Source organism: Paraburkholderia gardini (assembly GCF_907164545.1).
In the GTDB taxonomy this organism is placed as follows: domain Bacteria; phylum Pseudomonadota; class Gammaproteobacteria; order Burkholderiales; family Burkholderiaceae; genus Paraburkholderia; species Paraburkholderia gardini.
In genome coordinates, this window is record NZ_CAJQZB010000002.1 from 138,598 (window position 1) to 159,892 (window position 21,295).

At 63.3% G+C, this 21,295-nt stretch carries 22 protein-coding genes and 1 tRNA gene; 7 read left to right on the plus strand and 16 right to left on the minus strand.

Going from position 1 to position 21,295, the window contains the following annotated elements; translation table 11 throughout:
- Positions 1-368: 368 nt before the first annotated feature.
- Positions 369-1,343 (minus strand): DNA-binding protein YbiB, encoded by a 975-nt coding sequence (gene ybiB, locus LPA37_RS02535; RefSeq protein WP_229011315.1) that lies wholly within the window; start codon positions 1,341-1,343, stop codon positions 369-371.
- 209 nt (positions 1,344-1,552) lie between these two features.
- On the opposite strand from ybiB, the gene LPA37_RS02540 reads away from it, so the two are divergent.
- Positions 1,553-2,251 carry a fumarylacetoacetate hydrolase family protein gene (locus LPA37_RS02540; RefSeq protein WP_228977421.1) on the plus strand — a complete coding sequence of 233 codons (699 nt, stop codon included), beginning with the start codon at positions 1,553-1,555 and terminating at the stop codon, positions 2,249-2,251.
- 30 nt (positions 2,252-2,281) lie between these two features.
- Positions 2,282-2,926: a maleylacetoacetate isomerase gene (gene maiA, locus LPA37_RS02545; RefSeq protein ID WP_228977423.1), complete on the plus strand. Its 645-nt coding sequence runs from the start codon at positions 2,282-2,284 to the stop codon at positions 2,924-2,926.
- A 132-nt stretch (positions 2,927-3,058) separates the two neighbouring features.
- Here the strand turns inward: maiA and ftsY are convergent, their stop codons facing one another.
- Positions 3,059-4,510, minus strand: a complete 1,452-nt coding sequence (ftsY, locus tag LPA37_RS02550; protein ID WP_228977425.1) for a signal recognition particle-docking protein FtsY — start codon at positions 4,508-4,510, stop codon at positions 3,059-3,061.
- 272 nt (positions 4,511-4,782) lie between these two features.
- Here ftsY and rsmD point away from each other — a divergent pair, with 272 nt between their 5' ends.
- The 3 genes from rsmD (at position 4,783) to LPA37_RS02565 (ending at position 6,344) form a co-directional block, all read left to right on the plus strand.
- Positions 4,783-5,400, plus strand: a complete 618-nt coding sequence (gene rsmD / locus LPA37_RS02555; RefSeq protein WP_228977427.1) for a 16S rRNA (guanine(966)-N(2))-methyltransferase RsmD — start codon at positions 4,783-4,785, stop codon at positions 5,398-5,400.
- A 108-nt stretch (positions 5,401-5,508) separates the two neighbouring features.
- Positions 5,509-6,021 carry a pantetheine-phosphate adenylyltransferase gene (gene coaD, locus LPA37_RS02560; RefSeq protein WP_228977429.1) on the plus strand — a complete coding sequence of 171 codons (513 nt, stop codon included), beginning with the start codon at positions 5,509-5,511 and terminating at the stop codon, positions 6,019-6,021.
- 65 nt (positions 6,022-6,086) lie between these two features.
- On the plus strand, positions 6,087-6,344 hold the full coding sequence (locus tag LPA37_RS02565) for a YfhL family 4Fe-4S dicluster ferredoxin (protein WP_228977431.1): 258 nt from the start codon (positions 6,087-6,089) through the stop codon (positions 6,342-6,344).
- Between the two features lie 80 nt (positions 6,345-6,424).
- On the opposite strand, the gene hisC is transcribed toward LPA37_RS02565, so the two are convergent.
- From hisC to LPA37_RS02605, 8 genes are all read right to left on the minus strand, one after another.
- Entirely contained in the window at positions 6,425-7,504 is a 1,080-nt protein-coding gene (gene hisC, locus LPA37_RS02570; RefSeq protein ID WP_228977432.1) for a histidinol-phosphate transaminase, read from the minus strand.
- A gap of 53 nt (positions 7,505-7,557) precedes the next feature.
- The gene (gene pth, locus LPA37_RS02575) at positions 7,558-8,166 is read right to left on the minus strand and encodes an aminoacyl-tRNA hydrolase (RefSeq protein ID WP_229011318.1); all 609 of its coding nucleotides are present in this window, start codon (positions 8,164-8,166) and stop codon (positions 7,558-7,560) included.
- A 144-nt stretch (positions 8,167-8,310) separates the two neighbouring features.
- On the minus strand, positions 8,311-8,940 hold the full coding sequence (locus LPA37_RS02580) for a 50S ribosomal protein L25/general stress protein Ctc (protein ID WP_228977436.1): 630 nt from the start codon (positions 8,938-8,940) through the stop codon (positions 8,311-8,313).
- Positions 8,941-9,089: 149 nt separating this feature from the next.
- Positions 9,090-10,046: a ribose-phosphate pyrophosphokinase gene (locus LPA37_RS02585; protein WP_228977438.1), complete on the minus strand. Its 957-nt coding sequence runs from the start codon at positions 10,044-10,046 to the stop codon at positions 9,090-9,092.
- A gap of 46 nt (positions 10,047-10,092) precedes the next feature.
- Positions 10,093-10,169 (minus strand) — tRNA-Gln (locus tag LPA37_RS02590).
- Positions 10,170-10,222: 53 nt separating this feature from the next.
- Complete coding sequence (gene ispE, locus LPA37_RS02595; protein WP_228977440.1) at positions 10,223-11,104, minus strand: 4-(cytidine 5'-diphospho)-2-C-methyl-D-erythritol kinase; 882 nt, start codon at positions 11,102-11,104, stop codon at positions 10,223-10,225.
- A 21-nt stretch (positions 11,105-11,125) separates the two neighbouring features.
- A complete protein-coding gene (lolB, locus tag LPA37_RS02600; RefSeq protein ID WP_228977442.1) occupies positions 11,126-11,758 on the minus strand; it encodes a lipoprotein insertase outer membrane protein LolB in 633 nt (210 codons plus the stop codon).
- Positions 11,758-13,599, minus strand: coding sequence for a tetratricopeptide repeat protein (locus LPA37_RS02605; protein WP_228977444.1), 1,842 nt, complete (start codon positions 13,597-13,599; stop codon positions 11,758-11,760). The genes lolB and LPA37_RS02605 overlap by 1 nt, the downstream gene beginning before the upstream one ends.
- 87 nt (positions 13,600-13,686) lie before the next feature.
- Here LPA37_RS02605 and mutM point away from each other — a divergent pair, with 87 nt between their 5' ends.
- On the plus strand, positions 13,687-14,517 hold the full coding sequence (gene mutM, locus LPA37_RS02610; RefSeq protein WP_228977446.1) for a bifunctional DNA-formamidopyrimidine glycosylase/DNA-(apurinic or apyrimidinic site) lyase: 831 nt from the start codon (positions 13,687-13,689) through the stop codon (positions 14,515-14,517).
- Positions 14,517-15,611 (plus strand): A/G-specific adenine glycosylase, encoded by a 1,095-nt coding sequence (gene mutY, locus LPA37_RS02615; protein ID WP_228977448.1) that lies wholly within the window; start codon positions 14,517-14,519, stop codon positions 15,609-15,611. The genes mutM and mutY overlap by 1 nt, the downstream gene beginning before the upstream one ends.
- A gap of 10 nt (positions 15,612-15,621) precedes the next feature.
- Here the strand turns inward: mutY and LPA37_RS02620 are convergent, their stop codons facing one another.
- From LPA37_RS02620 to LPA37_RS02645, 6 genes are all read right to left on the minus strand, one after another.
- Positions 15,622-16,257, minus strand: a complete 636-nt coding sequence (locus LPA37_RS02620; protein WP_228977450.1) for an LON peptidase substrate-binding domain-containing protein — start codon at positions 16,255-16,257, stop codon at positions 15,622-15,624.
- Between the two features lie 40 nt (positions 16,258-16,297).
- Entirely contained in the window at positions 16,298-17,191 is an 894-nt protein-coding gene (gene rapZ, locus LPA37_RS02625; protein WP_228977452.1) for an RNase adapter RapZ, read from the minus strand.
- 89 nt (positions 17,192-17,280) lie between these two features.
- Positions 17,281-18,249, minus strand: coding sequence for an HPr(Ser) kinase/phosphatase (hprK, locus tag LPA37_RS02630; RefSeq protein ID WP_090527733.1), 969 nt, complete (start codon positions 18,247-18,249; stop codon positions 17,281-17,283).
- A 149-nt stretch (positions 18,250-18,398) separates the two neighbouring features.
- Positions 18,399-18,914, minus strand: a complete 516-nt coding sequence (locus LPA37_RS02635) for a PTS sugar transporter subunit IIA (protein WP_228977536.1) — start codon at positions 18,912-18,914, stop codon at positions 18,399-18,401.
- 267 nt (positions 18,915-19,181) lie between these two features.
- Positions 19,182-19,541: a ribosome hibernation-promoting factor, HPF/YfiA family gene (hpf, locus tag LPA37_RS02640; RefSeq protein ID WP_228977455.1), complete on the minus strand. Its 360-nt coding sequence runs from the start codon at positions 19,539-19,541 to the stop codon at positions 19,182-19,184.
- A 172-nt stretch (positions 19,542-19,713) separates the two neighbouring features.
- A complete protein-coding gene (locus tag LPA37_RS02645) occupies positions 19,714-21,228 on the minus strand; it encodes an RNA polymerase factor sigma-54 (RefSeq protein ID WP_228977456.1) in 1,515 nt (504 codons plus the stop codon).
- Positions 21,229-21,295: the final 67 nt, after the last annotated feature.

The window sequence follows — 21,295 nt, forward strand, 5'->3', positions numbered from 1 at the left end:
CGATGGCTTGTGCCCATGCAACGTGCATTTTGACCTCGCGATTCATCCGCTGGATAAACGGACGAACACTGACGACAGGTTGTAAGAGGGACTGCGGATCTGGGGTAAAACGAACTGCGGAACTGCTGGAGGACCGCGCGCTGAAGCTGGATGCGCGGCGCTACGCCTGACTTACGCTAGACGTAGCGATAGAAGCCGCGGTAGGCGGCTGAGGGTAATGCGGAGGGTGTTCGGAAGGGAACGCATCCGGTGACTGTATGTCAGCGCGTGGGAATCTGTCAACCCGCGATCTTCCGGCGGCGGGTCGAACGACGCGGCGAACATTGCACGACCGTGCCCGCAGCCGCGCCAGGCATGGTCAGGCATGGTCAGGCCGCGCGTTTCGCGATTCCCGCGATCAGCTCGACCTGGCGGGAAATGGCCTGCGGAACCGGCACTTCGCCGCGCATGGCGGCCTGAATCCACGCCGCCGTGGTCGCCGCGTCGCGGGCTTCCGGCAGCGGAACTTCGGGCGCCTCCGGCGACGAGCGCTCAGCCGCGACAAGCGTTTCGCAGGCGCCGTCGTGCAGCCAGTCGATCTGCACCTGACGCCGGGTATCCGCGACCGCCTCGCCTTCCGTGCCGCGTGCGAGCAGCGCGCCGCCGATGGCCGCGTCCGGATGCGCGGCGAACAGCTGGGTGAGGCTCTCCCGGTACGGCGGATGTGTGTAGTTCACGAGGCGCAGCCCGTGCGGCTCGAACGGCTGAAGGAGCTTGACGAGCGTATGCGTCGAATTACGCACGCCCATTCGCCGGCGTAGCGCGAGCAGGCGCGCGAGCTTCGGTGCGAGCGTCGCAACCGGCGAGAACGCGAGGCGGCGCGCGACGAGTGCGTCTTCGATTTCCGCGCGGCTTTGCGCATGATCGACACCCAGGCGCGTGAAAATTTCCGCGCTCGTCACGCGGCCCGGATCGTCGGTTACGCCGTGCACCAGCACCGGCACGCCTTCGCGGGCGAGCAGCAGCGCCAGCAGCGGCACGAGATTCGCCTGTTTGCGCGCGCCGTTGTAGCTGGGGATCGACACGGCCTGATACGCACCGTGCGTCACGCGGACCGGCTCGAACGACGCGTGTGCGGCCGCCAGCATCGCCGCCAGCTCATCCGCGCTCTCGCCTTTCACGCGGTACGCCAGCAGCACCGCGCCAAGTTCCAGATCGGACACGCGGCCGTCGAGCATCGCGCTGTACAGCGTATGCGTGTCCTCGGCGGAGAGCGCGCGGGCGCCGTTCGGCCCACGGCCAATTTCCTTGATGAAGCGGGCGCAGGAGAGCGTATCGGTAGCAGTGTCGGCGGATTCGGTCATCGGATGGGGCAGATACGGATGTGTCGGTGGCGCGGGCGATCCGCGCGTACGACCCGGTTATCGGGGAACCCGGCGCTCGCGGCAGGGCGGCAGAGCAGTAAAGGCCTCCAGTATCGCATCTGTCTCGATCCGGCAAGATGGCGGCTGCGCGTTACACTTGATGTTTCGTCGCCGCTTCGGGCGGCATTCCTCAGAAAACGGAGAACAGGATGAGTTACGTGTTTGCGCCGGCGCCGGTTGTCGCGGTGCCTGTTGTCGGAGCGAGTGAGCAGTTTGCGGTGCGCAGGATTTATTGTGTGGGCCGCAATTACGCGGCGCATGCGCGCGAGATGGGACACGATCCCGACCGCGAGCCGCCGTTTTTCTTCTGCAAGCCAGCCGACGCTGTCGTGTATGTCGCGCCGGGCGAAACCGGCAGCTTCCCGTATCCGTCGCTCTCGAACAACGTGCACTTCGAGATGGAACTCGTCGCGGCGATCGGCAAGGCGGGCAAGGACATTCCCGCTGGGCGCGCGCTCGAACACGTCTATGGCTATGCACTCGGGCTCGATATGACGCGCCGCGACCTGCAGGCCGAAGCGAAAAAGCTCGGCCGCCCCTGGGATACCGCGAAGGGCTTCGATCATTCGGCGCCGCTCGGCCCGATCCACCCGGCCGCGAAGGTCGGGCACATCGACCACGGCGCGATCTGGCTCACCGTCGACGGTGAGGAAAAGCAGCGCTCGGACGTGTCGGACCTGATCTGGTCGATTCCGGACACGATCGCGTATCTGTCGACGCTTTTCGAGTTGCAACCCGGCGATCTGATCTTCACGGGCACGCCGGAAGGTGTCGGCGCCGTGGTGAAGGGTCAGGTGATGAAGGGTGGCGTCGACGGGCTGGGCGATTTCAGCGTGCGCGTTGTCTGACGGCGCCGGGCCCGAGAGGAGGCACGTCGGATGAAGCTCTACAGCTATTTTCGTAGCTCGGCGGCGTATCGCGTACGGATCGCGCTGAATCTGAAGAACCTGCCGTACGAGTGCGTGCCAGTTCATCTCCTGCGCGATGGCGGCGAGCAACTGAAGCCCGAATACCGCCGCCTGAATCCGGAGGCGATCCTGCCGACGCTCGTCGACGGTGACGATGTATTCACGCAGTCGCTCGCGATCATCGAGTGGCTCGACGAAACGCATCCTGAGCCGCCGCTGCTGCCGGCCGTGCCGCGCGATCGGGCGTATGTCCGTTCGATCGCGTTGCAGATCGCGTGCGAGATCCATCCGCTCGACAACCTGCGCGTGCTGAAGTATCTGAAGCACACGCTCGCTGTCAGCGACGAAGCGAAGGATGCGTGGTATCGCCACTGGGTCGAAGCGGGTTTCGCGGCGCTGGAGACGCATCTTGCCGGCGACTCGCGCACCGGCAAGCTCTGCTTCGGCGATACGCCGACGCTGGCGGATGCGTGTCTGATTCCGCAGGTCTTCAACGCACATCGCTTCAGGATCGACACGGCGCCGTATCCGTCGATTCACCGGATCTATGAATACGCGATGACGCTGGATGCATTCCAGCGTGCGGCGCCGGGTGCCCAGCCGGACGCGGAGTAGCGAGGGCGCCGGCCGCATCTCGCGTGCGTGCAGGATGAAAGAGACTGGAAGAGACAAAAAAGCGTCGAGTGCGGTTCATGCACTCGACGCTTTTTTCACAGCCCGTTCCGGCGTCAGGGACGCTTTGAATGGCTAGAAGTCGAGCAGGGCGTCGGAGAATTCCTCGGCGCTGAACGGCTGCAGATCCTCGACCTTTTCACCGATGCCGATAAAGTAGACCGGCACTGGCCGCTGCCGCGCGATCGCGGCCAGAATGCCGCCTTTCGCGGTGCCGTCGAGCTTCGTGACGATGAGGCCGGTCAGGCCGAGTGCGTCGTCGAACGATTTGACCTGCGCGAGCGCGTTCTGGCCGGTGTTTGCGTCGATGACGAGCAGCACTTCGTGCGGTGCGCCGTCCTGCGCCTTGCCGATCACGCGCTTCACCTTGCGCAGTTCCTCCATCAGATGCAGCTGGGTCGGCAGACGGCCGGCCGTGTCGGCCATCAGCACGTCGATCTTGCGCGCGCGCGCCGCGCCGACGGCATCGAAGATCACCGCGGCCGGATCGCCGCTTTCCTGCGCGACCACCGTCACGTTGTTGCGCTCGCCCCAGATGGCGAGTTGCTCGCGCGCGGCGGCGCGGAACGTATCGCCGGCGGCGAGCAGCACCGACTGGTCAAAGCGTTGCAGATGCTTTGCAAGCTTGCCGATGCTCGTCGTCTTGCCTGCGCCGTTCACGCCCGCGATCATCATCACGAGTGGCTGCGCACGGCCCAGCATCAGCGATTTTTCGAGCGGCTTCAGCAGATCGATCAACAGCGTGCGCAGAGCCGTCTTCACCTGTTGCGGATCGGTCAGCCGTTCGCTGCGGACCTTTTCGCGCAGCGATTCGAGCAGGAATTCCGTCGCGTCGACCCCGGCGTCGGACATCAGCAGCGCGGTTTCTAACTCCTCGTACAGGTCTTCGTCGATTTTCGCGCCGATGAAGATGCCCGTGAGGTTCGAACTGGTCTTCGACAGGCCGGTCTTGAGGCGCGTCAGCCAGGATTTCCTTGCTGCCGGCTCGGGCGCGGGCGGCGGGACGATTTCAACGGTTTCGTCGTCTGCGGCGGTTTCGTCCTCCGCGGCGGGTGCGGCGAAAGCGGACGATGATGCGGCTACGGGAGCCGCTGCGGCGGCCGGCGGCGCGACGGGTTGCGGCGACTGCGGTGCGGCTATCGGAGCAGCGGCTGGCTGGGAGGCCGGCGCCGGCGACGCGGAAACCGGCACAGCTGGCCGATCAGCAGGAGTGGTCGACGCGGCGGTGTCCGGGGTGCGGGCCGCAGGCGCCGGTTGCGTAACCGGCGGGTCGATGCGACTGGATGCGGGACCGGCGGCCGGCGCGGTCGGCGAAGCCGCAGGCTGAACCGTCGCCGGAGACACCAGCGGGTCGGCGCGCTGCACCGGTGCAGTTGCCGGCGCCACAGGAGCCACAGGCGCCGGAGCAGGAGGCGGCTCGACCACGGGCGGCACGCCAGACGCAACCGGCGCCTCGGCGACCGGCTCTTCCTGCGGCGCGGCGTCGGACGCTTTCGAGCCCTTGAATCGTTTGAAAAAGCTGAACATGATCTGACGTGGTGAGAGCGCGCGCCGATTCCCGCGACGCGGGACCACGCGACAGCGGCAGGCAGCGTGGCAATGCGGGATGCAAGGCGCTGGAAGCCGCACATTTTATCAGGCGCGCTCCTGCGCGTCGCCGGACGCCGTGTCGAAGCCTCGCGCAGCCCGCGTCGGTGCCACGCCCCGTCCTGACCGAAGCGGCGCGGGCCTGTGGTAACGTTGGCGCTCCGACCCGCCGTCGCAGACGCGGGCAACTTCTTTAGCAAAACGACTTCCGCATGCCCCGATCCACTCCTTCCCGTGCGCATGGCGCATCTTCAGGCCGCAGCAAGGCGCCGCACGCAATCCGCATCATCGGCGGCGACTGGAAGCGTACGCCGCTGCCGGTGCTCGATCTGGACGGCCTGCGTCCGACGCCCGACCGCGTGCGCGAAACCCTGTTCAACTGGCTCGGCCAGCGGCTTGACGGCCTGCGCTGCCTCGATCTCTTCGCCGGCAGCGGCGCACTCGGTTTCGAGGCGGCATCGCGCGGCGCGGCGCGCGTGTTGATGGTCGAGCGCAACGGGCGCGCGGCTGCGCAGTTGCGCGCGAATCAGGCGAAACTGGCCGCGCGCGCCATCGAAATCGCCGAAGCTGACGCGCTGCGTCTCGGCGCCAGTCTCGCGCCCGGTTCGTTCGACGTCGTATTCCTCGATCCGCCGTTCGACGCCGACCTGCTCGCCCGCGCGCTGGCGCTCGCCGTGCCGCTCGTGAGCGCCGACGGCTTTCTGTACATCGAAGCGGGCGATACGCTCGACGTCGCACAGACAGAGGCGCTGGCCGGCTGGAATATCGTCCGCCAGGGCAAGGCGGGCGCGGTTCACTATCATTTGCTGCAGCGCGAAAATGAGGAATAATGCGCCTTCCATAACAAGCACCGGACGCCTGCCGTCACGCGTGCCTCAGGCAGAAGCATGTCACGGGTGCTGAACGACCCGTCCCAGTGAACAGAGAGGAGAAGTCTCATGGTAGTCGCCGTGTACCCGGGCACATTCGACCCGCTGACGCGCGGTCACGAAGACCTCGTTCGGCGCGCGTCGAGCATTTTCGATACGCTGGTGGTCGGCGTTGCCGACAGCCGTAACAAGAAGCCTTTCTTCACGCTCGAAGAACGCCTCGATATCGCGCACGAAGTGCTAGGCCATTATCCGAACGTGCAGATCATGAGCTTCAAGGGGCTGCTGAAAGACTTCGTCCGTACGAACAATGCCCGCGTGATCGTGCGCGGGCTGCGCGCCGTGTCCGACTTCGAATACGAGTTTCAGATGGCTGGCATGAACCGCTATCTGTTACCCGACGTCGAAACGATGTTCATGACGCCGTCCGATCAATATCAGTTCATTTCGGGCACGATCGTCCGCGAAATCGCGCAGCTGGGCGGCGACGTCAGCAAATTCGTCTTTCCGTCGGTGGAAAAATGGCTGCAGGAAAAGGTCGCCGCGCTCGACGCGGAGCCGGGCCAGGCGGCGCAGCCGTAAGCGGCGTAAACTAGTGGCTGGCGGAATGATTGCTGGCCCGTTGCCGGCGCGAAGTGAGAAGAAGCATGGCCCTGATGATTACCGACGAGTGCATCAACTGCGACGTGTGCGAGCCCGAGTGCCCGAACGACGCAATCTCGATGGGCCCGGAAATTTATGTGATCGACCCGAAGAAATGCACCGAATGCGTCGGACATTTCGACGAACCGCAATGCGTGCAGGTCTGTCCCGTGGAATGCATTCCGCGCGATCCGCAACACGTCGAGACACCCGATGGTCTGATGGCGAAGTATCACGCGCTGATGGCCGCGAAGGCGCAGTAACGTTTCACGACAAGATTGGCGAAACGACATAAAAAAAACGGGCGAACGTTTCGCCCGTTTTTCATTCAGCGTCACGCACGCTATCCCACCTGGCCGCCGATGACATCGCGTAGCGCGTCGAGCAACGCATCGCACTCGGCATCGGTGCCGACGGAAATGCGCAGATGCTGATCGATGCGCGGTGCGTTGAAGTGACGCACGAAAATCGCTTTCTCGCGAAGACGGGTGGCAAGCGCCGCCGCGTCATGGCCTTCATGTCGCGCGAACACGAAGTTCGCCGCTGACGGCACCACTTCGAATCCCAGTGCGGTGAGCCCGGCGGACAGCCGCTCGCGGCTCGCGATCACCTTGCGGCAACTGTCGCGGAACCACGCATCGTCTTCATACGCGGCAATCGCGGCGGCTTGCGCCAGGCGGTCGAGCGGATACGAATTGAAGCTGTCCTTCACGCGATTGAGCGCATCGATCAACGTCGCGTCGCCGAACGCGAAGCCTACGCGCATGCCGGCGAGCGAGCGTGCCTTCGAAGCCGTATGGACGACCAGCAGATTTGGATAGCGGTCGATGAGGCCGACCGCCGATTCCGCGCCGAAATCGACATACGCTTCGTCGACGACCACGACGGATTCCGTCTTTCGCTCGAGCAACCGTTCAATTTCAGTGAGCGGCAGCGCGCGGCCGGTCGGCGCGTTCGGATTCGGGAACAGCACGCCGCCATTGGGTGCCGCGTAGCCGTCGAGACGGACCGCGAACGCTTCGTCGAGCGCGATGGTGCGGTATTCGACGTCGTAAAGACGCGCGTACGTCGGATAGAAGCTGTACGTGATGTCGGGGAAGAGTATGGGATGCTCGTGCTTCAGCAACGCCTGGAAGACGTGCGCGAGCACTTCGTCTGAACCGTTTCCGACGAACACCTGCCCGGCGTGAATGCCGTGATACCTGGCGACCGTTTCGCGCAACCTGAGCGCGGTCGGATCGGGATAGCGGCGCAGCGTATCGGCGGTCTCGCCGAGTTCGTGACGAATCGCATCGAGCACACGCGGCGACGGCGGATAGGGATTCTCGTTGGTGTTCAGCTTCACCGGGTTCGTGTGTACAGGCTGCTCGCCCGGCACGTACGGCTTTAACCGGTGAACGATGTCGCTCCAGAAACGGCTCAAGACGCGGCTCCTTTGGCTGCTGTTCGGGTGAACATGCCGATGTGATCGACGAACTACGGCTGCGCGTTCCGGTGCAACTGCATCATCGCGCGTTCAAGTTCGCCTTTGACAATCACCGGCATCACCGCGAGCGCACGCTCGATCGACGCATCGATCACATCCTGTTCCTCGCGACGCGGCGGCTTCAGCACGAAGTTCGCGACGTCGGGTTTCGCGCCTGCGCGCGCGCTTTCGGGAATCAGGTCGCGCGGATGACCAATGCCGATCCGCAGCCGCCAGTATTGCTGCGACGACAGATGGGCGGTGATGTCCTTCAGGCCGTTATGACCGCCGCTGCCGCCGCCAAGCTTCAGCTTCACGGCACCCGGCGGCATGTCGAGCTCGTCATGCGCGACAAGAATCTCGTCGGGCAGAATCTTGAAGAACTGCGCCACGGCGACGACCGACTGCCCCGAGCGGTTCATATACGTCTGCGGCTGGAGCAGATGCACTTCCTCGCCGTGCAGGCGCGCCTTCGCGTAAAAGCCGTGAAAGCGCCGCTCGTCGCTCAGCGTGGTGCCCGCTTCGCGCGCGAGCTGGTCGACCAGCCAGAAGCCGGCATTGTGACGGGTCGCGGTATATTCGGCGCCCGGATTGCCGAGCCCGACGATCAGCTTGATCATGATTCGATGAGTGTCCCGTTTCCGTTACCCGCCTGACGGGAGCACGGAAAAAGCCGAAAAAAAACCCGCCGGGGCGAACCGCGGCGGGTCACGTCGACCGTCTCAATGAAACGGATCGAGAGGATTTGTTCGCTTCCCGTGCGATCAGGCTGCCGGCTTGTCGCCTTCGCCTTCAGCTGCAGCACCCGAGGCGGCTTCGTCAGCGACGGCGCCAGCCGGGATCGTCGCCGAAGCGATGACCGGGTTTTCTGCTTCAACGTGTGCAACCAGCGACACGCCGTTCGGCAGCACGATGTCCTTCGCGTGCAGCGCCTCGCCGGCTTCGATCTTCGCCAGGTCGACTTCGAGGAATTCAGGCAGTACCGACGGCAGGCACTCGATTTCGATTTCGTTCAGAACGTGCGAGATCACCGCGCTCGACAGCTTCACTGCCGGGTTGGATTCCTGGTTCATGAAGTGCAGCGGTACCCTGGTGTGCAGCTTCTTCTTCGCGTCGACGCGCTGGAAGTCCACGTGCAGCACGAGCTGACGGAACGGGTGGTATTGCACGTCGCGCAGCAGAACCTGTTGCGACTTGCCTGCCACTTCCAGATCGAGGATCGACGAGTGGAAAACTTCCTTCTTCAGCGCGTGCCACAGCGCGTTGTGATCGAGTTCGATCAGTTGCGGTTGAGCTTCAGCGCCATACACGATTCCCGGGGTCTTACCGGAAATACGCAGGCGGCGGCTCGCACCCGTACCTTGCAGACTACGCTCGAAAGCGACTACTTTCATCTTGATTCTCCAATGCACTGCCCGCGACCAGGCAGTAAAAACGGGGCCTTCACGCTTTAAGCGCAGGCCCCAGAAGCGACGGCACGAACCTTCGTCCGTTCATGCCGATTGTGCAAAAGCGCAACGTGACGCTGCGCCTTCGCAAATACCTAACTTTCCGCGAACAGCGACATCACCGAGTCGCCGCGACGGATACGCGAGAACGTTTCGGCGAGCAGGCCAGCGCTCGTCAGCGAACGGATCTTCGGGCACGAACGGGCTTCTTCGCCGAGCGGAATCGTATCCGTGACGACGAGTTCGTCGAGCGCCGAAGCGGCGATACGCTCGCCCGCACCACCCGACAGCACCGGGTGCGTCGCGTAGGCGAAAACCTGTTTCGCGCCGCGTTCCTTCAGCACCTGCGCCGCCTTGCAGAGCGTGCCGGCGGTATCGACCATGTCGTCCATGATCACGCACGTACGGCCTTCGACTTCGCCGATGATGTTCATGACTTCGGCAACGTTCGCCTTCGGACGACGCTTGTCGATGATCGCGAGATCGCAGTTCAGCTGCTTCGCAAGCGCGCGTGCGCGCACCACGCCGCCAACGTCCGGCGACACGATCAGCAGATTCTCGTAATTCTGCTTGCGCAGATCGCCGAGCAGCACGGGCGTCGCATAGATGTTGTCGACCGGAATGTCGAAGAAGCCCTGAATCTGGTCAGCGTGCAGATCCATCGTGATGATGCGATCGACGCCCGCGATTTCCAGCATGTTCGCCACGACCTTCGCCGAGATGGCGACGCGCGCCGAACGCGGGCGTCGATCCTGACGGGCATAGCCGAAGTAGGGGATGGCGGCGGTGATCCGGCCAGCGGATGCGCGCTTGAGCGCATCGACCATGATCATCAGTTCCATCAGGTTGTCGTTCGTCGGTGCGCACGTGGACTGCAGGACGAAGACATCCTTGCCGCGAACGTTTTCCTGTATCTCGACCTGGATTTCACCGTCCGAGAAGCGGCTGGCCATGGCCTTGCCGAGGGGAATACCGAGGATCTTGACGACTTCCTGTGCAAGCGCGGGATTCGCGTTGCCAGTAAAAACCATCAGGCCGTCATGGCTGCTCATCGTGCACCTGTTTCAGGCTGGGAGGGCGAGAGAATGCGAGAATATCTGGCAGGGGAGGAAGGACTCGAACCTTCGGATGCCGGAATCAAAATCCGGTGCCTTAACCAACTTGGCGACTCCCCTACACTAACTTTGAGCGCCGCCGGATGTGCAGGACCACCCGACGATGCAAAACCTTATGCCGCGAAAACAAAGAGTGGATGCGAATCCAGGCTTGCGGTTACTGCGCTGTTCCATCCGGCTGGCAGTCTGGCTTGCGCCGCTTCTGCTTCACCGCGATCACGAAACGCCGCAAAAACACTCGCGCCCGATCCGGTCATCCGCGCCGGTGCGATGTTATCGAACCATCTCAGCACCCGCGCAACTTCCGCGTATTTTCCCACGACAACTGGCTGCATGTCATTCCGGCCAAAACTGTCAGGCCATTCTGCGCTGCAACTTTGCTGTGCAAGAAAGTCCGTAATTGTGCGGGGTTCCGTATCTCTTGTCAACGATTTATCGGAAAAAATCGCGGCGGTTGGAACGTGAACCTTGGGTGTCACAACGAGGAAATAACGCGGCGGCAATTGTACCGCCTGAAGCGCCTCTCCGACACCCTCCGCGAACGCATTTTTTCCGAAGACAAAAAAAGGCACGTCCGCGCCGAGCTTCAGGGCGAGCGCCTGCAGTTCGCCACGCGGCAGATCGAGCTTCCACAGACGGTTAAGCGCCAGTAGCGTGGTCGCGGCGTCGGAGCTACCGCCGCCGAGCCCGGCGCCCATCGGCAGACGCTTGTCGATCTCGATGTCGACGCCTGCGCCCGTGCCCGTGTGTGCCTTTAGAAGTGTCGCGGCACGCACGGTCAGGTCGTATTCCGCGGGGACATCCGCGATTTCGGTGGCGCGCATGATGCGGCCGTCGTTGCGCAGCGTGAAATGCAGCGTATCGCCCCAGTCGAGCAGCTGGAATACCGTCTGTAGCGCGTGATAGCCGTCGGGGCGACGGCCGTTGATGTGCAGGAAGAGATTGAGCTTCGCGGGTGCGAGGCAGTCGCGCAGCGCGTTGTTTGTTTCGATCATGAATTCGGTGAAATACGGAGCTTACTGGTCCAGCACGAGCTTGATGTCGAGCGGCGGGGTCTCGCGGCTCAGATTGACGCGCTTCACGCCGGTGGCGGGCGCGTCGGCGTAGGCGAGGTAGTCGATTGTCCAGCCGTCCTGCTGGATCTGTTTCAGACGCGTTTCCTGCTGCGGATCGGTTATCGTTTTCGCCCGCGAAGTGGGTGCCGCCGACGGCTGCAGCCAGTAGCGCAGCCCTTCGACCGGCAGCGCGAAACCGAGCGCGTTCTGCATCAGCGTGGAGACGTTGTCAGCGGTAAGCGGCTGGCGGTTCGGCAGTTCGAGTGTGGCCGAAGCCGGCGACGACGTGATGATCGCAAGCGTCTGGCCGAGCGGATTGAGCAACTGAAGGCTCACGGTGTCGCCGGTTTCCTGCCACTGGAAGTTGCCGTACGCGTTGCGCTGCTGGCCGTTCCGATCGTTGTACTGCACGGCAAAGCGGCCGTGATACGCACGCGTGGTCTGCGCGGTAACGGCCGTTGCGGCGTTCGACATGGACGGGCCTTGCGGCTTGACGGAAGCACAGCCAGCGAGCACCACGAGGGCAGTCGCCGCGAGGCCCAGCGCCGCGCGACGCGGCGCCGTCACCGGACGGATAAGGCTGGACATACGCATCAGAGATCGTTCACCCGAAAACGTTGAAGCGTTTTGACCAGGGTGTCATTGTCGGGTTCGAGCTTGCGGGCCTGACGCCAGGCGTCACGCGCCTGATCCTGGTCGCCGGTTTTCCACAGCACTTCGCCCAGATGCGCACCGATTTCGGCGTTCGGCTGCAGGTCGTACGCCTTGCGCAGCAGTTTGATCGCGTCCGACGTATCGCCGAGGCGATATTTCACCCAGCCGACGCTGTCCATGATGAACGCGTCATTCGGCGCGAGCGATGCGGCCTTCTCGATCAGCTTGTCGGCTTCCTGAAGGCGCTGGTTGCGGTCCGCGAGCGAATAACCGAGTGCGTTGTACGCCTGCGGATTGTCCGGTTGCGTCTGCATCAGCTTGCGCAACTGCGTTTCCATCACGTCGTAATGGCCGGTCTTTTCGGCGGCCATTGCGTAATCGTAGGTGAGATCCGGGTCGTCGGGGAATTCGGCGCTGACCTGGGCGAGGCGTGCCTCGGCTTCGGGATAGCGCTTCGCGTCGAACAGGATCGCCGCGTCGGTGCGCGCGATCAGCGACTGGTCGCGCGGATCGGGCGACTGCAGGCCAGCGAGCAGCTTGCGGGCGTCGTCAGGCTTGCCCTGTTTTTCGAGCAGCTGGGCCCGCGTGATCTGCGCCGGGATGTACTGCTGGCTGGACGGCTGGATGCGATTGAGCCAGTCGCTCGCGGCAGCTTCGTTCTTCTGTTCGAGCGACAGTTGCGCGAGGTAGATGTACGCCTGACCCGCATCGGCGCCTGGCGTCTTTTCGGCCTGCTTCGCGTATTGCGTCAGATACGTCTGCGCATCGGCGTAATTCTTCTGCTGAATCTTGATCAGCGCGAGCGCCATCAGCGGCGTCAGGTCGTTCGGGGTGTCCTGACGCATGACTTCGAACTGCTTCTGCGCGTCGTCCAGGCGATCGCTTGCCAGATACATCTGCGCGAGCGCGAGACGCGCGTCATGCGATTTCGGATTCTGCCGCAGATAATTTTCGAGCGAAGCGATGCCTTCCTTGCGCTCTTCCGGACCCATTTGCGACAGCGTCAGCGCGGCCGGCAGATAGTCGGGCTTCAGCACCAGCGCCTGCTCAAGTGATTTGCGGGCGCCCGGTGCGTCGTCGCAGAGGATCTGCTGTCGGGCAATCGCAAGCTGCGCTTCCGGACGGTTCTGGTCGTCCTTCAGCAGATCCTGCAGCACGTGCAGGCCGCCGATGCGATTGGGACCGCGGGAAAGCAGCTGCTGCAGCGCGAGGATCGCGTTGCCGCGAACATCGGCCGGAACCTTGGCTAGTTCTTTCGCGAGGACCGGTGAGGCTTCGTCAGGCTTGCCGGATAGCACGAGCAGCGACGCGTCGAGTTGCGCCGCGCGCTCCGAACCCGGCGCATACTGCTGCCACAATTGCGCGGCGGCGAGTGCATCGGCCGGGCTTTGTGCGCCAAGCGCGATTTCGGTTGCGCGCTGTGCCATGCGCGGGTCGTGCGTGTCGCGTGCGAGCGCGAGGTACGTCTGGTAGGCCGGCGCCGGCTGGTTTCGCTGCAACGCGACTTCAGCGGCGAGCACCTGGAAGACGATCTGGCTGGAAAGCGGAACAGCCGGCAGATTTTGCTGCTCTTCCGCCGACGGCTGCCCCAGCGCGTCCTGCACTGAAAGGGAACTATCGTCGGAATCCGGCGCGGGATCCTGCGCGTGCGCAGGCAGCGCGACGAACGCCCACGCGGCGACAACCGCCGCGCCGAGCATTCGCTGGACTGAGACAGTGCGCGGCACACGGGTCACGATGGCCGGGCGCCGGTAAAACAGCTTCACGAAGGACACGTTCATGGAAATCCGATCAATGTTTCGGTCGATTGTAACGCGCTCGCTACAATAAGCGCACAACCACCCACGCAAGTTGCAGACCAGTTAGACATGCCAGAGTTGCCAGAAGTTGAGGTTACCCGACGGGGAATTGAGCCATATGTGGCCGGACGACGCGTCGAACGTGTCGATGTGCGCACGCCCGCGCTGCGCTGGCCGATTCCGGCCGACCTTGCAAAAACATTGCGGGGCCGCGTGATCCGCAAGGTCGAACGGCGCGGCAAATATCTGCTCTTCGAGGTCGACGAGGGCTGGTTCATTGTGCACCTCGGCATGACGGGCACGCTGCGCGTGCTGCGCAACGTATCTCATCCGCCGGCCGCGGCGAAGCACGATCATATCGACTGGATTTTCGACGAATTTATTCTGCGCTATCGCGATCCGCGGCGCTTCGGCGCCGTGCTGTGGCATCCGCGCGCGGCCGGTGACGTGCTCGATCATCCGCTGCTCGCCGGGCTCGGCGTCGAGCCTTTCACGCCGGCGTTTTCCGGCGCGCTGATGCACCGGAAAACGCGTGGCCGCAAGGTGTCGGTGAAGCAGGTGCTGCTCGCGGGCGAAATCGTGGTCGGGGTGGGCAATATCTACGCTTCCGAGAGCCTCTTTCGCGCGGGCATCCGTCCAGCTACAGCTGCAGGCCGCGTTTCGCTCATTCGCTATGAGCTGCTCGCGGATGCGGTACGGCTGACGCTTGCCGCCGCCATCGAGAAAGGCGGCAGCACGTTGCGCGATTTTGTCGGCAGCGATGGCGAGAGCGGTTATTTCCAGCTCGACTATTTCGTCTATGATCGCGCCGGGCTGCCATGCCGCGTCTGCGGCACGCCGGTCAGACAGATCGTGCAAGGTCAGCGATCCACTTATTTTTGTCCGATCTGCCAGCGCTGATGTCTACTTTTTCCCTTTCCGTTCCTGCGTCGTTGACTGATTTCTCCACGCGGCTGATCGCGTGGCAGCGCGTGCATGGCCGTCACGACCTGCCGTGGCAGAACACGCGCGATCCCTATCGCATCTGGCTATCCGAGATCATGTTGCAGCAGACGCAGGTCTCGACGGTCATTCCGTACTACGAGCGTTTTCTCGGCCGTTTCCCGGATGTCGCCGTGCTCGCCGCGGCGCCGCTCGATGACGTGATGGCGTTGTGGGCCGGCCTCGGTTACTACTCGCGTGCGCGCAATCTGCATCGCTGCGCGCAGACGGTTGTCGAGCAGCATGGCGGCGCGTTTCCGGCTTCGGTCGAGGCGCTGGCGGAACTGCCTGGCATCGGGCGTTCGACGGCGGCCGCGATTGCGTCGTTCGCGTTTGGCGCGCGCGCGACGATTCTCGACGGCAACGTGAAGCGTGTGCTTGCGCGCGTGTTCGGCGTCGAAGGATTTCCGGGCGAAAAGCGCGTCGAGAACGCGATGTGGGCGCTGGCTGAATCGCTGCTGCCTTCAAACGCGAACGACGCTGATGTGAGCGCCTACACGCAAGGTCTGATGGATCTCGGCGCAACGTTGTGCGTGCGCGGCAAACCGGATTGCGCGCGCTGCCCGTTCGCCGCCGACTGCGTGGCGAACGTCGCCGGACGCCAGCGCGAGTTGCCCGTTGCACGTCCAAAGAAAGCGATTCCGACGCGGCGCACGTGGATGCTCGTTCTGCGCGACGGTAACGCGGTGATGCTGGAAAAGCGTCCACCATCGGGAATCTGGGGCGGCTTGTGGAGCCTGCCGGAAGCGTCCGGCGAAGCGGCGCTTGCCGAACGCGCGGAAGGATATGGCGCATCGGGCAACATGATGCCGCTCGCGACGCTCACGCATACGTTCACGCATTTCCGTCTGGATATCGAACCGCGCGTCGTCGAACTGGGCAACCTGCGGGCGACGCTCGCAAGCGTCGGTGACGACGCAACGGTCTGGGTCGCGCTGCACGAACTCGATGCATATGGCGTGCCGGCGCCGGTTCGCAGGCTGCTCGATACGATGCAGGGATCGCTGCTTTAGGCGCGCAGTGTTACAGCAGTTGATGCTGTTGCATGTAGTGATGCACGACGTCGATCCGTGCGCCGGCGTCCTGCAGTTCCATCAGCTTCTGCCGCGCGCGCAAGGCGATCGGCAGTACTTCTGACAGACGGTTCGACACCCACGACGGATCGTCGAGCCTGAACGGTTCGGCGAACGGCAGGCTGTCGGGGTCGCGCTCGCGGATCGTCGCGATGATGCGTTCCAGCACTTCCGCGCAGGCGCCGAACCGCTCGACGTGCACGGTGCCTTCGAGCGGAATATCGTCGCCGATCGGCTCGGCCATGCCGACCAGCAGCCCGTCCGGCTGCGCACGGTGCGACAGCAGGCGAAAGCGCCGCGTGCCGCGCGCGCGGATCAGCAGCATGCCGAACGATTCCACATCGCATTGCCCGATTTCAGCGAGGCAGCCGATCGCCTCAGGCACCGAAGGCTCATCGGGCCGGGCCACCTCGCCACCACTCTTCAGCAGGCAGACGCCGAATGGCGTCTTCTCGCGAAGACATTCGCTTGCCATGTCCAGATAACGCGCCTCGAAGATTTTCAGCGGCAGCAGGCCGCCGGGAAACAGCACTGTGTGCAGCGGAAAAAGCGGCAGATCGGCAATCACGGCAGGAGTAGTGGACATTGCGCAACGCTCGAAGGTTAAGGCCGCGCGATGCGACCGGTTAAGCCACCAGCTTCGAAGATTCGCCGACGTCGAGCGGCGCATCGCGGTGCCGCACAATCACATTCGATTCGCCCGAAAGACGCGCGGCGAGCGTCTCGGCGATAAATACGGAACGATGCTGACCACCCGTGCAGCCAATCGCGACGGTCAGATAACTGCGGTTGTCGTCGCGGAAATGCGGCAGCCATTTCGCGATGAACCCGTGGATATCGTCGATCATCTGCGTGACGACCGGCAGCGCGCCCAGAAAGTCGATTACCGGCTTGTCGAGACCCGTGAGCGGGCGCAGTTCGCGATCGTAGTAAGGATTCGGCAGCGTGCGCACGTCGAAGACGAAATCGGCATCGAGCGGCACGCCGCGTTTGAAACCGAACGATTCGAACATCAATGTGAGGCCCGCGCGTTCCTGCTCGATGAAGCGCTTGACCCAGGCGCGCAGCACGTTCGCGCGCAGATTGCTGGTGTCGATCTGATGGCCGAACTCGGCGAGATTCGCGACGAGTTCACGTTCGTTTTCGATAGCTTCTTCAAGCGAGCGCAGCACGCCAACGTTTGCATCGTGCGACGGCGAACCCGACAGGGGGTGACGCCGGCGTGTTTCGGAAAAGCGCTGGATGAGCGACTGCGTGCTCGCGTTCAGAAACAGCACGCGCACATCGTGTTCACGCGCAAGGTCACGGATCATCTCGGGCATTTCGTCGAGCGAGGCGCTGGAGCGCGCGTCGATCGCAACGGCGAGCCGTTCGTGACCGTGCTCGCCGAGGTATGTGGCGAGTGGCGGCAGGAAGCGCGGCGGAAGGTTGTCGACGCAGTAGTACCCCGCGTCCTCGACCGCGTTCAGTGCGACAGACTTGCCGGAGCCGGAAATGCCGGTGATCAGGATAATGCGCATGAGGTCGTGAAATCCGTTCGTTTCATCATAGCATCCGCCCCGCGTGCCGGTGGCGCGATGCCCTGACGTGCCCGGAGAGGGCGCGCCGGCTAGATCAGCTTGCCGGGAAACTGGCTGTCCGGATCCTGCATGGCCAGACGCTGGCGGTCCATGAAGTCACGCAGCGTGTCGATGCCGCGCAGCTGCAGGATCGTGTTGCGCACGGCCGCCTCGACCAGCACGGCAAGGTTGCGGCCGGCGGCCACCTGAATGGTGACCTTGCTGATGGGCAGGCCCAGCACGTCGACGGTCTGGCTTTCGAGCGGCAGACGCTGGAATTCGCCATCCGGCCGGCGCACCAGCTGGACGATCAGCTTCAGCTTCATTTTCCGGCGCACGGCGGTCTCGCCGAAAATCGTCTTGATGTCGAGAAGACCCAGGCCGCGCACTTCGAGCAGGTTCTGCAGCAGCGGCGGGCAGCGGCCTTCGACGAAGTCGGGCCCGAGCCGCACGAAATCCACCGCATCGTCGGCGACGAGGCCGTGGCCCCGGCTGATCAGTTCCAGCCCGAGTTCGCTTTTGCCAAGACCGGAGTCGCCCGTCAGCAGCACGCCCATGCCGAGGATGTCGAGGAACACGCCGTGCAGCGTGGCGCGCGGCGCGAGAATGCGCGACATATAGAGCCGCAGGCTGTCGATGACAGCCGCGGCCGACATCGGCGTGGTGAAGAGCGGCGTGGACGAGCGCGTACAGCGCAGCACCAGTTCCGGCGGCGCGGCAACGCCGCCCGCGACGACCAGGAACGGCGGCTCCAGCGCAATCAGTTCGGCCATGTGACGCGAGCGGCTTTCATCGGCCTGGCGCTGGTAATACTCAACTTCAGCGTCGCCCAGCACCTGGATCCGGTTCGGGTGAATCAGGTTCAAGTGGCCGACGAGGTCGGCGCTGGAGGTGGCGTACGCAACCGTTTCCGCCGAAAACCCGCGCTCCCAGCCTTCATGCCCGGTCAGCCAGCTGAGTTTCAGCACGGCGGCGTTGTCGTCGAAAATGCTCTGGGCGTTGATGCTGGACGTATCCATGAGTCCGTGACTCCGTTATGGGCCGCTGGCCCGCGCGTCTGGCCTCTGCTGGCCTGTGTATATATCGCGGCCGGTCCGGCCGGCGCGAGCCTGGCCGGTTCTTGTGCTGTTGCCGGACCTGTATGTAGCGAGCTCCGCCTTCCAATACGTCAAGGTTGCCACTGAGTGAGCAGGCGATGCAACGCCTCGCGGTCTTCTTCCGTGTGCAGCCGCTCGCGTGTTTCGCGATCGGACAGCAATTGCGCGATTTCCGACAGGATCTCCAGATGCTGCTGGGTAGCCTGTTCCGGCACGAGCAGGAAGATCAGCAGCGACACCGGCTGACCGTCGGGGGACTCGAAGGGAATGGGTTCGGCGAGACGCACGAACGCGGCGAGTGGATGCTTCAGGCCCTTGATCCGGCCGTGAGGAATCGCAACGCCTTCGCCGAGCCCCGTCGACCCGAGGCGCTCGCGCGCAAACAGATTGTCAGTGACCGTACTGCGGGCGATGCCGTTCTGGTTCTCGAAGATCAGGCCAGCCTGTTCAAAGACACGCTTTTTACTGGTAACGGCAAGACCGACGACGACATTGTCGAGGGGAAGGTATTTGGCTAGACGATTCATGTTGGCAGGCGGAAACGTGGCCTGGATTCTCCTCGCCGTGGCGTTTGGGTGGCGTTCCATGTTCAACAGGTGCTCACGGCGTATGGCGATAGACGGTGGAGACCGAAAGCGCAGGACTACCGCTGATTGACCCCGATAGTAACCGGAACATTATAGAACAGGGTGATCACGGATGGTGCGGCGCGCCATCGATGAAAAACGAGGCTTCCCGCGACGGATTCGCTGAGTGGCGGAGTGTGATGCGGACGGGTGGGGCGTCCAACGAAAAACCGCCCGTAATCGGGCGGTCTGGCGGGAAAGGCCTGAAGGAATTCTGCCAATGGACGCTTATTGCGGCGGCACTTCGATTTGCGGTGCCAGCGGCTGATGTTTGATCGCTTCGTGCTGATGGCCCTGGAGGCGATCCTTGTGACGAATGACTTGCCTGTCCAGCTTGTCGATCATCAGGTCGATTGCGGCGTACAGGTCGCCATCCGCGCTTTCGACAAATAAGTCCTTGCCCTTCACATGCAGGTTGATTTCAACCTTTTGACGCTTTTCCTTTTCCTTGTGGTTGTCGACCGAGAGGACCACACTGCCATCGATTACCTGATCGAAATGTCTTAGCACCTTGTCCAGTTTGGAGATCACGTATTCGCGCAACGCAGGCGTTACTTCGAGATGGTGTCCACTGATCTTCAGATTCATAGTGCTTCTCCATGCTAGTGGCCGCCTTGACGTGCAGGCCCAGCAAGTGCCGGTCGAACTGTCGGCTCGCCTCCCGGTCTTCCCCTGTGACCGGCTGTTGACGGGTCGCTTCGGCCAGCCTTGTCGCCCATCGCGCCGCGGCCGGTAAATGCCGGCCACAGTATGTGACCGGCTACAGAGACTTGCGCAGGTTAACCGCGGGGATTCTCAGGGCTTCACGGTACTTCGCGACGGTCCGCCGCGCCACGACAAAGCCCTGTTCCGCCAGCAGTTCGGCTATGCGGCTGTCTGAAAGAGGAGATTTTGGCTCTTCTGCTCCTATCAGTTGCTTGATGAGTGCGCGAATAGCCGTTGATGAGGCTGCGCCACCCGTGTCGGTGGAAACGTGCGATCCAAAGAAGTACTTAAATTCAAGCGTCCCAAAGGGCGTGAGCATGTACTTGCCCGTTGTCACACGCGAGACAGTCGACTCGTGTAACCCCAGCGTATCAGCAATTTCCCGCAAAACCAAGGGGCGCATGGCAATTTCGCCGTGCACAAAAAAGCTCTTCTGACGCTCGACGATGGCCTGTGCAACCCGCAGGATCGTCTCGAATCGCTGCTGGATATTCTTGATCAGCCAGCGAGCTTCCTGGAGTTGCTGGCGCAACGAACCGCTACCCGGATCGCCCCTGCTATTGCGAAGAATGTTCGCATAAAGATGGTTTATACGCAGTTTGGGGACCACTTCCGGGTTCAGCTCCGCGGTCCATCCCTGCGCGGTCCGCTTCACCATGATGTCCGGCACGACGTAGTCCGCTTCCGCCTTGCCGTACGCGGCGCCCGGGAACGGTTCGAGTGAGCGGATGAGTGCGTGTGCGTCGCGCAGTTCGTCGTCGTTGGTCTTCAGGTGCTTGCGCAGACGCGTGAAATCGCGCGCCGCGAGCAGTTCCAGATAATGGGCGACGATGTCGAGTGCAAGCGTGCGCGTGGGCGACGGTTCGAGCCGCAGAAGTTGCAGCCTCAGACATTCGGACGCCGAACGTGCACCGACCCCTGCCGGATCGAAGCTGTGCAGCAGCGCGAGCGCCGCATTCAGTTCGTCGAGATCGACTTCGAGTTCGTCGGGCAGGTCGGCCAGTACTTCTTCGAGCGAGGCGGTGAGGTAGCCGTCGTCGTCGAGCGATTCGATCAGGAACATGATGAGCGCGCGGTCACGTTGACCCGCCTGCGTGACGCGCAACTGCGCGCCCAGATGGTCGCGCAGGCTCGTGCTCGATTCGTGGATCTGCAACGGCGGCAGATCGTCGTCGTCCGAAGCGGTACCCGAGCGGCCGTAGTCGTCGAGATTCCACTGGCTTGAGTCGCCATTGCTGTCGGACGAGAGGCCGTTGTATTCGTCGACACCCCGCGGCTCGCCGTTCTCAGCGCGCTCGGAGGTGGTGGACGAAGACGAACTCGTGTTGCCCATCTGCTCCTGCGGGGGCGCGCTGCCCGGCGCCTGCGTAATCAGCGAACCGTCCGCGGCGACACGCAGCGGACTCGCGATCCAGTCATCCTCGTTTTCGAGCAGCGGATTCTGGGAGATCGCCATCGAGACTTCCTGCTGCAGCTCAAGCGTCGACAACTGCAGCAGCCGGATGGACTGCTGAAGTTGCGGGGTCAGCGCAAGATGCTGCGACAGGCGGAGTTGGAGGCTGGCTTTCATGGCGGGTTCAGATTCATTGTAGAGAGTTTGCCACGAGCGCGATACCTTGCAACAGTCACAAAAATGC

Coding starts and splice junctions, on each gene's coding strand:
- mutM (WP_228977446.1), top strand. CDS start 13,687: ATGCCAGAGTTGCCAGAAGTTGAGGTTACCCGACGGGGAATTGAGCCA.
- LPA37_RS02540 (WP_228977421.1), top strand. CDS start 1,553: ATGAGTTACGTGTTTGCGCCGGCGCCGGTTGTCGCGGTGCCTGTTGTC.
- ybiB (WP_229011315.1), bottom strand. CDS start 1,343: ATGACCGAATCCGCCGACACTGCTACCGATACGCTCTCCTGCGCCCGC.
- rapZ (WP_228977452.1), bottom strand. CDS start 17,191: ATGCGCATTATCCTGATCACCGGCATTTCCGGCTCCGGCAAGTCTGTC.
- LPA37_RS02620 (WP_228977450.1), bottom strand. CDS start 16,257: ATGTCCACTACTCCTGCCGTGATTGCCGATCTGCCGCTTTTTCCGCTG.
- hpf (WP_228977455.1), bottom strand. CDS start 19,541: ATGAATCTGAAGATCAGTGGACACCATCTCGAAGTAACGCCTGCGTTG.
- LPA37_RS02645 (WP_228977456.1), bottom strand. CDS start 21,228: ATGAAAGCCAGCCTCCAACTCCGCCTGTCGCAGCATCTTGCGCTGACC.
- coaD (WP_228977429.1), top strand. CDS start 5,509: ATGGTAGTCGCCGTGTACCCGGGCACATTCGACCCGCTGACGCGCGGT.
- ispE (WP_228977440.1), bottom strand. CDS start 11,104: ATGATCGAAACAAACAACGCGCTGCGCGACTGCCTCGCACCCGCGAAG.
- hprK (WP_090527733.1), bottom strand. CDS start 18,249: ATGGATACGTCCAGCATCAACGCCCAGAGCATTTTCGACGACAACGCC.
- lolB (WP_228977442.1), bottom strand. CDS start 11,758: ATGCGTATGTCCAGCCTTATCCGTCCGGTGACGGCGCCGCGTCGCGCG.
- mutY (WP_228977448.1), top strand. CDS start 14,517: ATGTCTACTTTTTCCCTTTCCGTTCCTGCGTCGTTGACTGATTTCTCC.
- rsmD (WP_228977427.1), top strand. CDS start 4,783: ATGCCCCGATCCACTCCTTCCCGTGCGCATGGCGCATCTTCAGGCCGC.
- LPA37_RS02585 (WP_228977438.1), bottom strand. CDS start 10,046: ATGAGCAGCCATGACGGCCTGATGGTTTTTACTGGCAACGCGAATCCC.
- maiA (WP_228977423.1), top strand. CDS start 2,282: ATGAAGCTCTACAGCTATTTTCGTAGCTCGGCGGCGTATCGCGTACGG.
- LPA37_RS02565 (WP_228977431.1), top strand. CDS start 6,087: ATGGCCCTGATGATTACCGACGAGTGCATCAACTGCGACGTGTGCGAG.
- LPA37_RS02580 (WP_228977436.1), bottom strand. CDS start 8,940: ATGAAAGTAGTCGCTTTCGAGCGTAGTCTGCAAGGTACGGGTGCGAGC.
- LPA37_RS02635 (WP_228977536.1), bottom strand. CDS start 18,914: ATGGAACGCCACCCAAACGCCACGGCGAGGAGAATCCAGGCCACGTTT.
- LPA37_RS02605 (WP_228977444.1), bottom strand. CDS start 13,599: ATGAACGTGTCCTTCGTGAAGCTGTTTTACCGGCGCCCGGCCATCGTG.
- ftsY (WP_228977425.1), bottom strand. CDS start 4,510: ATGTTCAGCTTTTTCAAACGATTCAAGGGCTCGAAAGCGTCCGACGCC.
- pth (WP_229011318.1), bottom strand. CDS start 8,166: ATGATCAAGCTGATCGTCGGGCTCGGCAATCCGGGCGCCGAATATACC.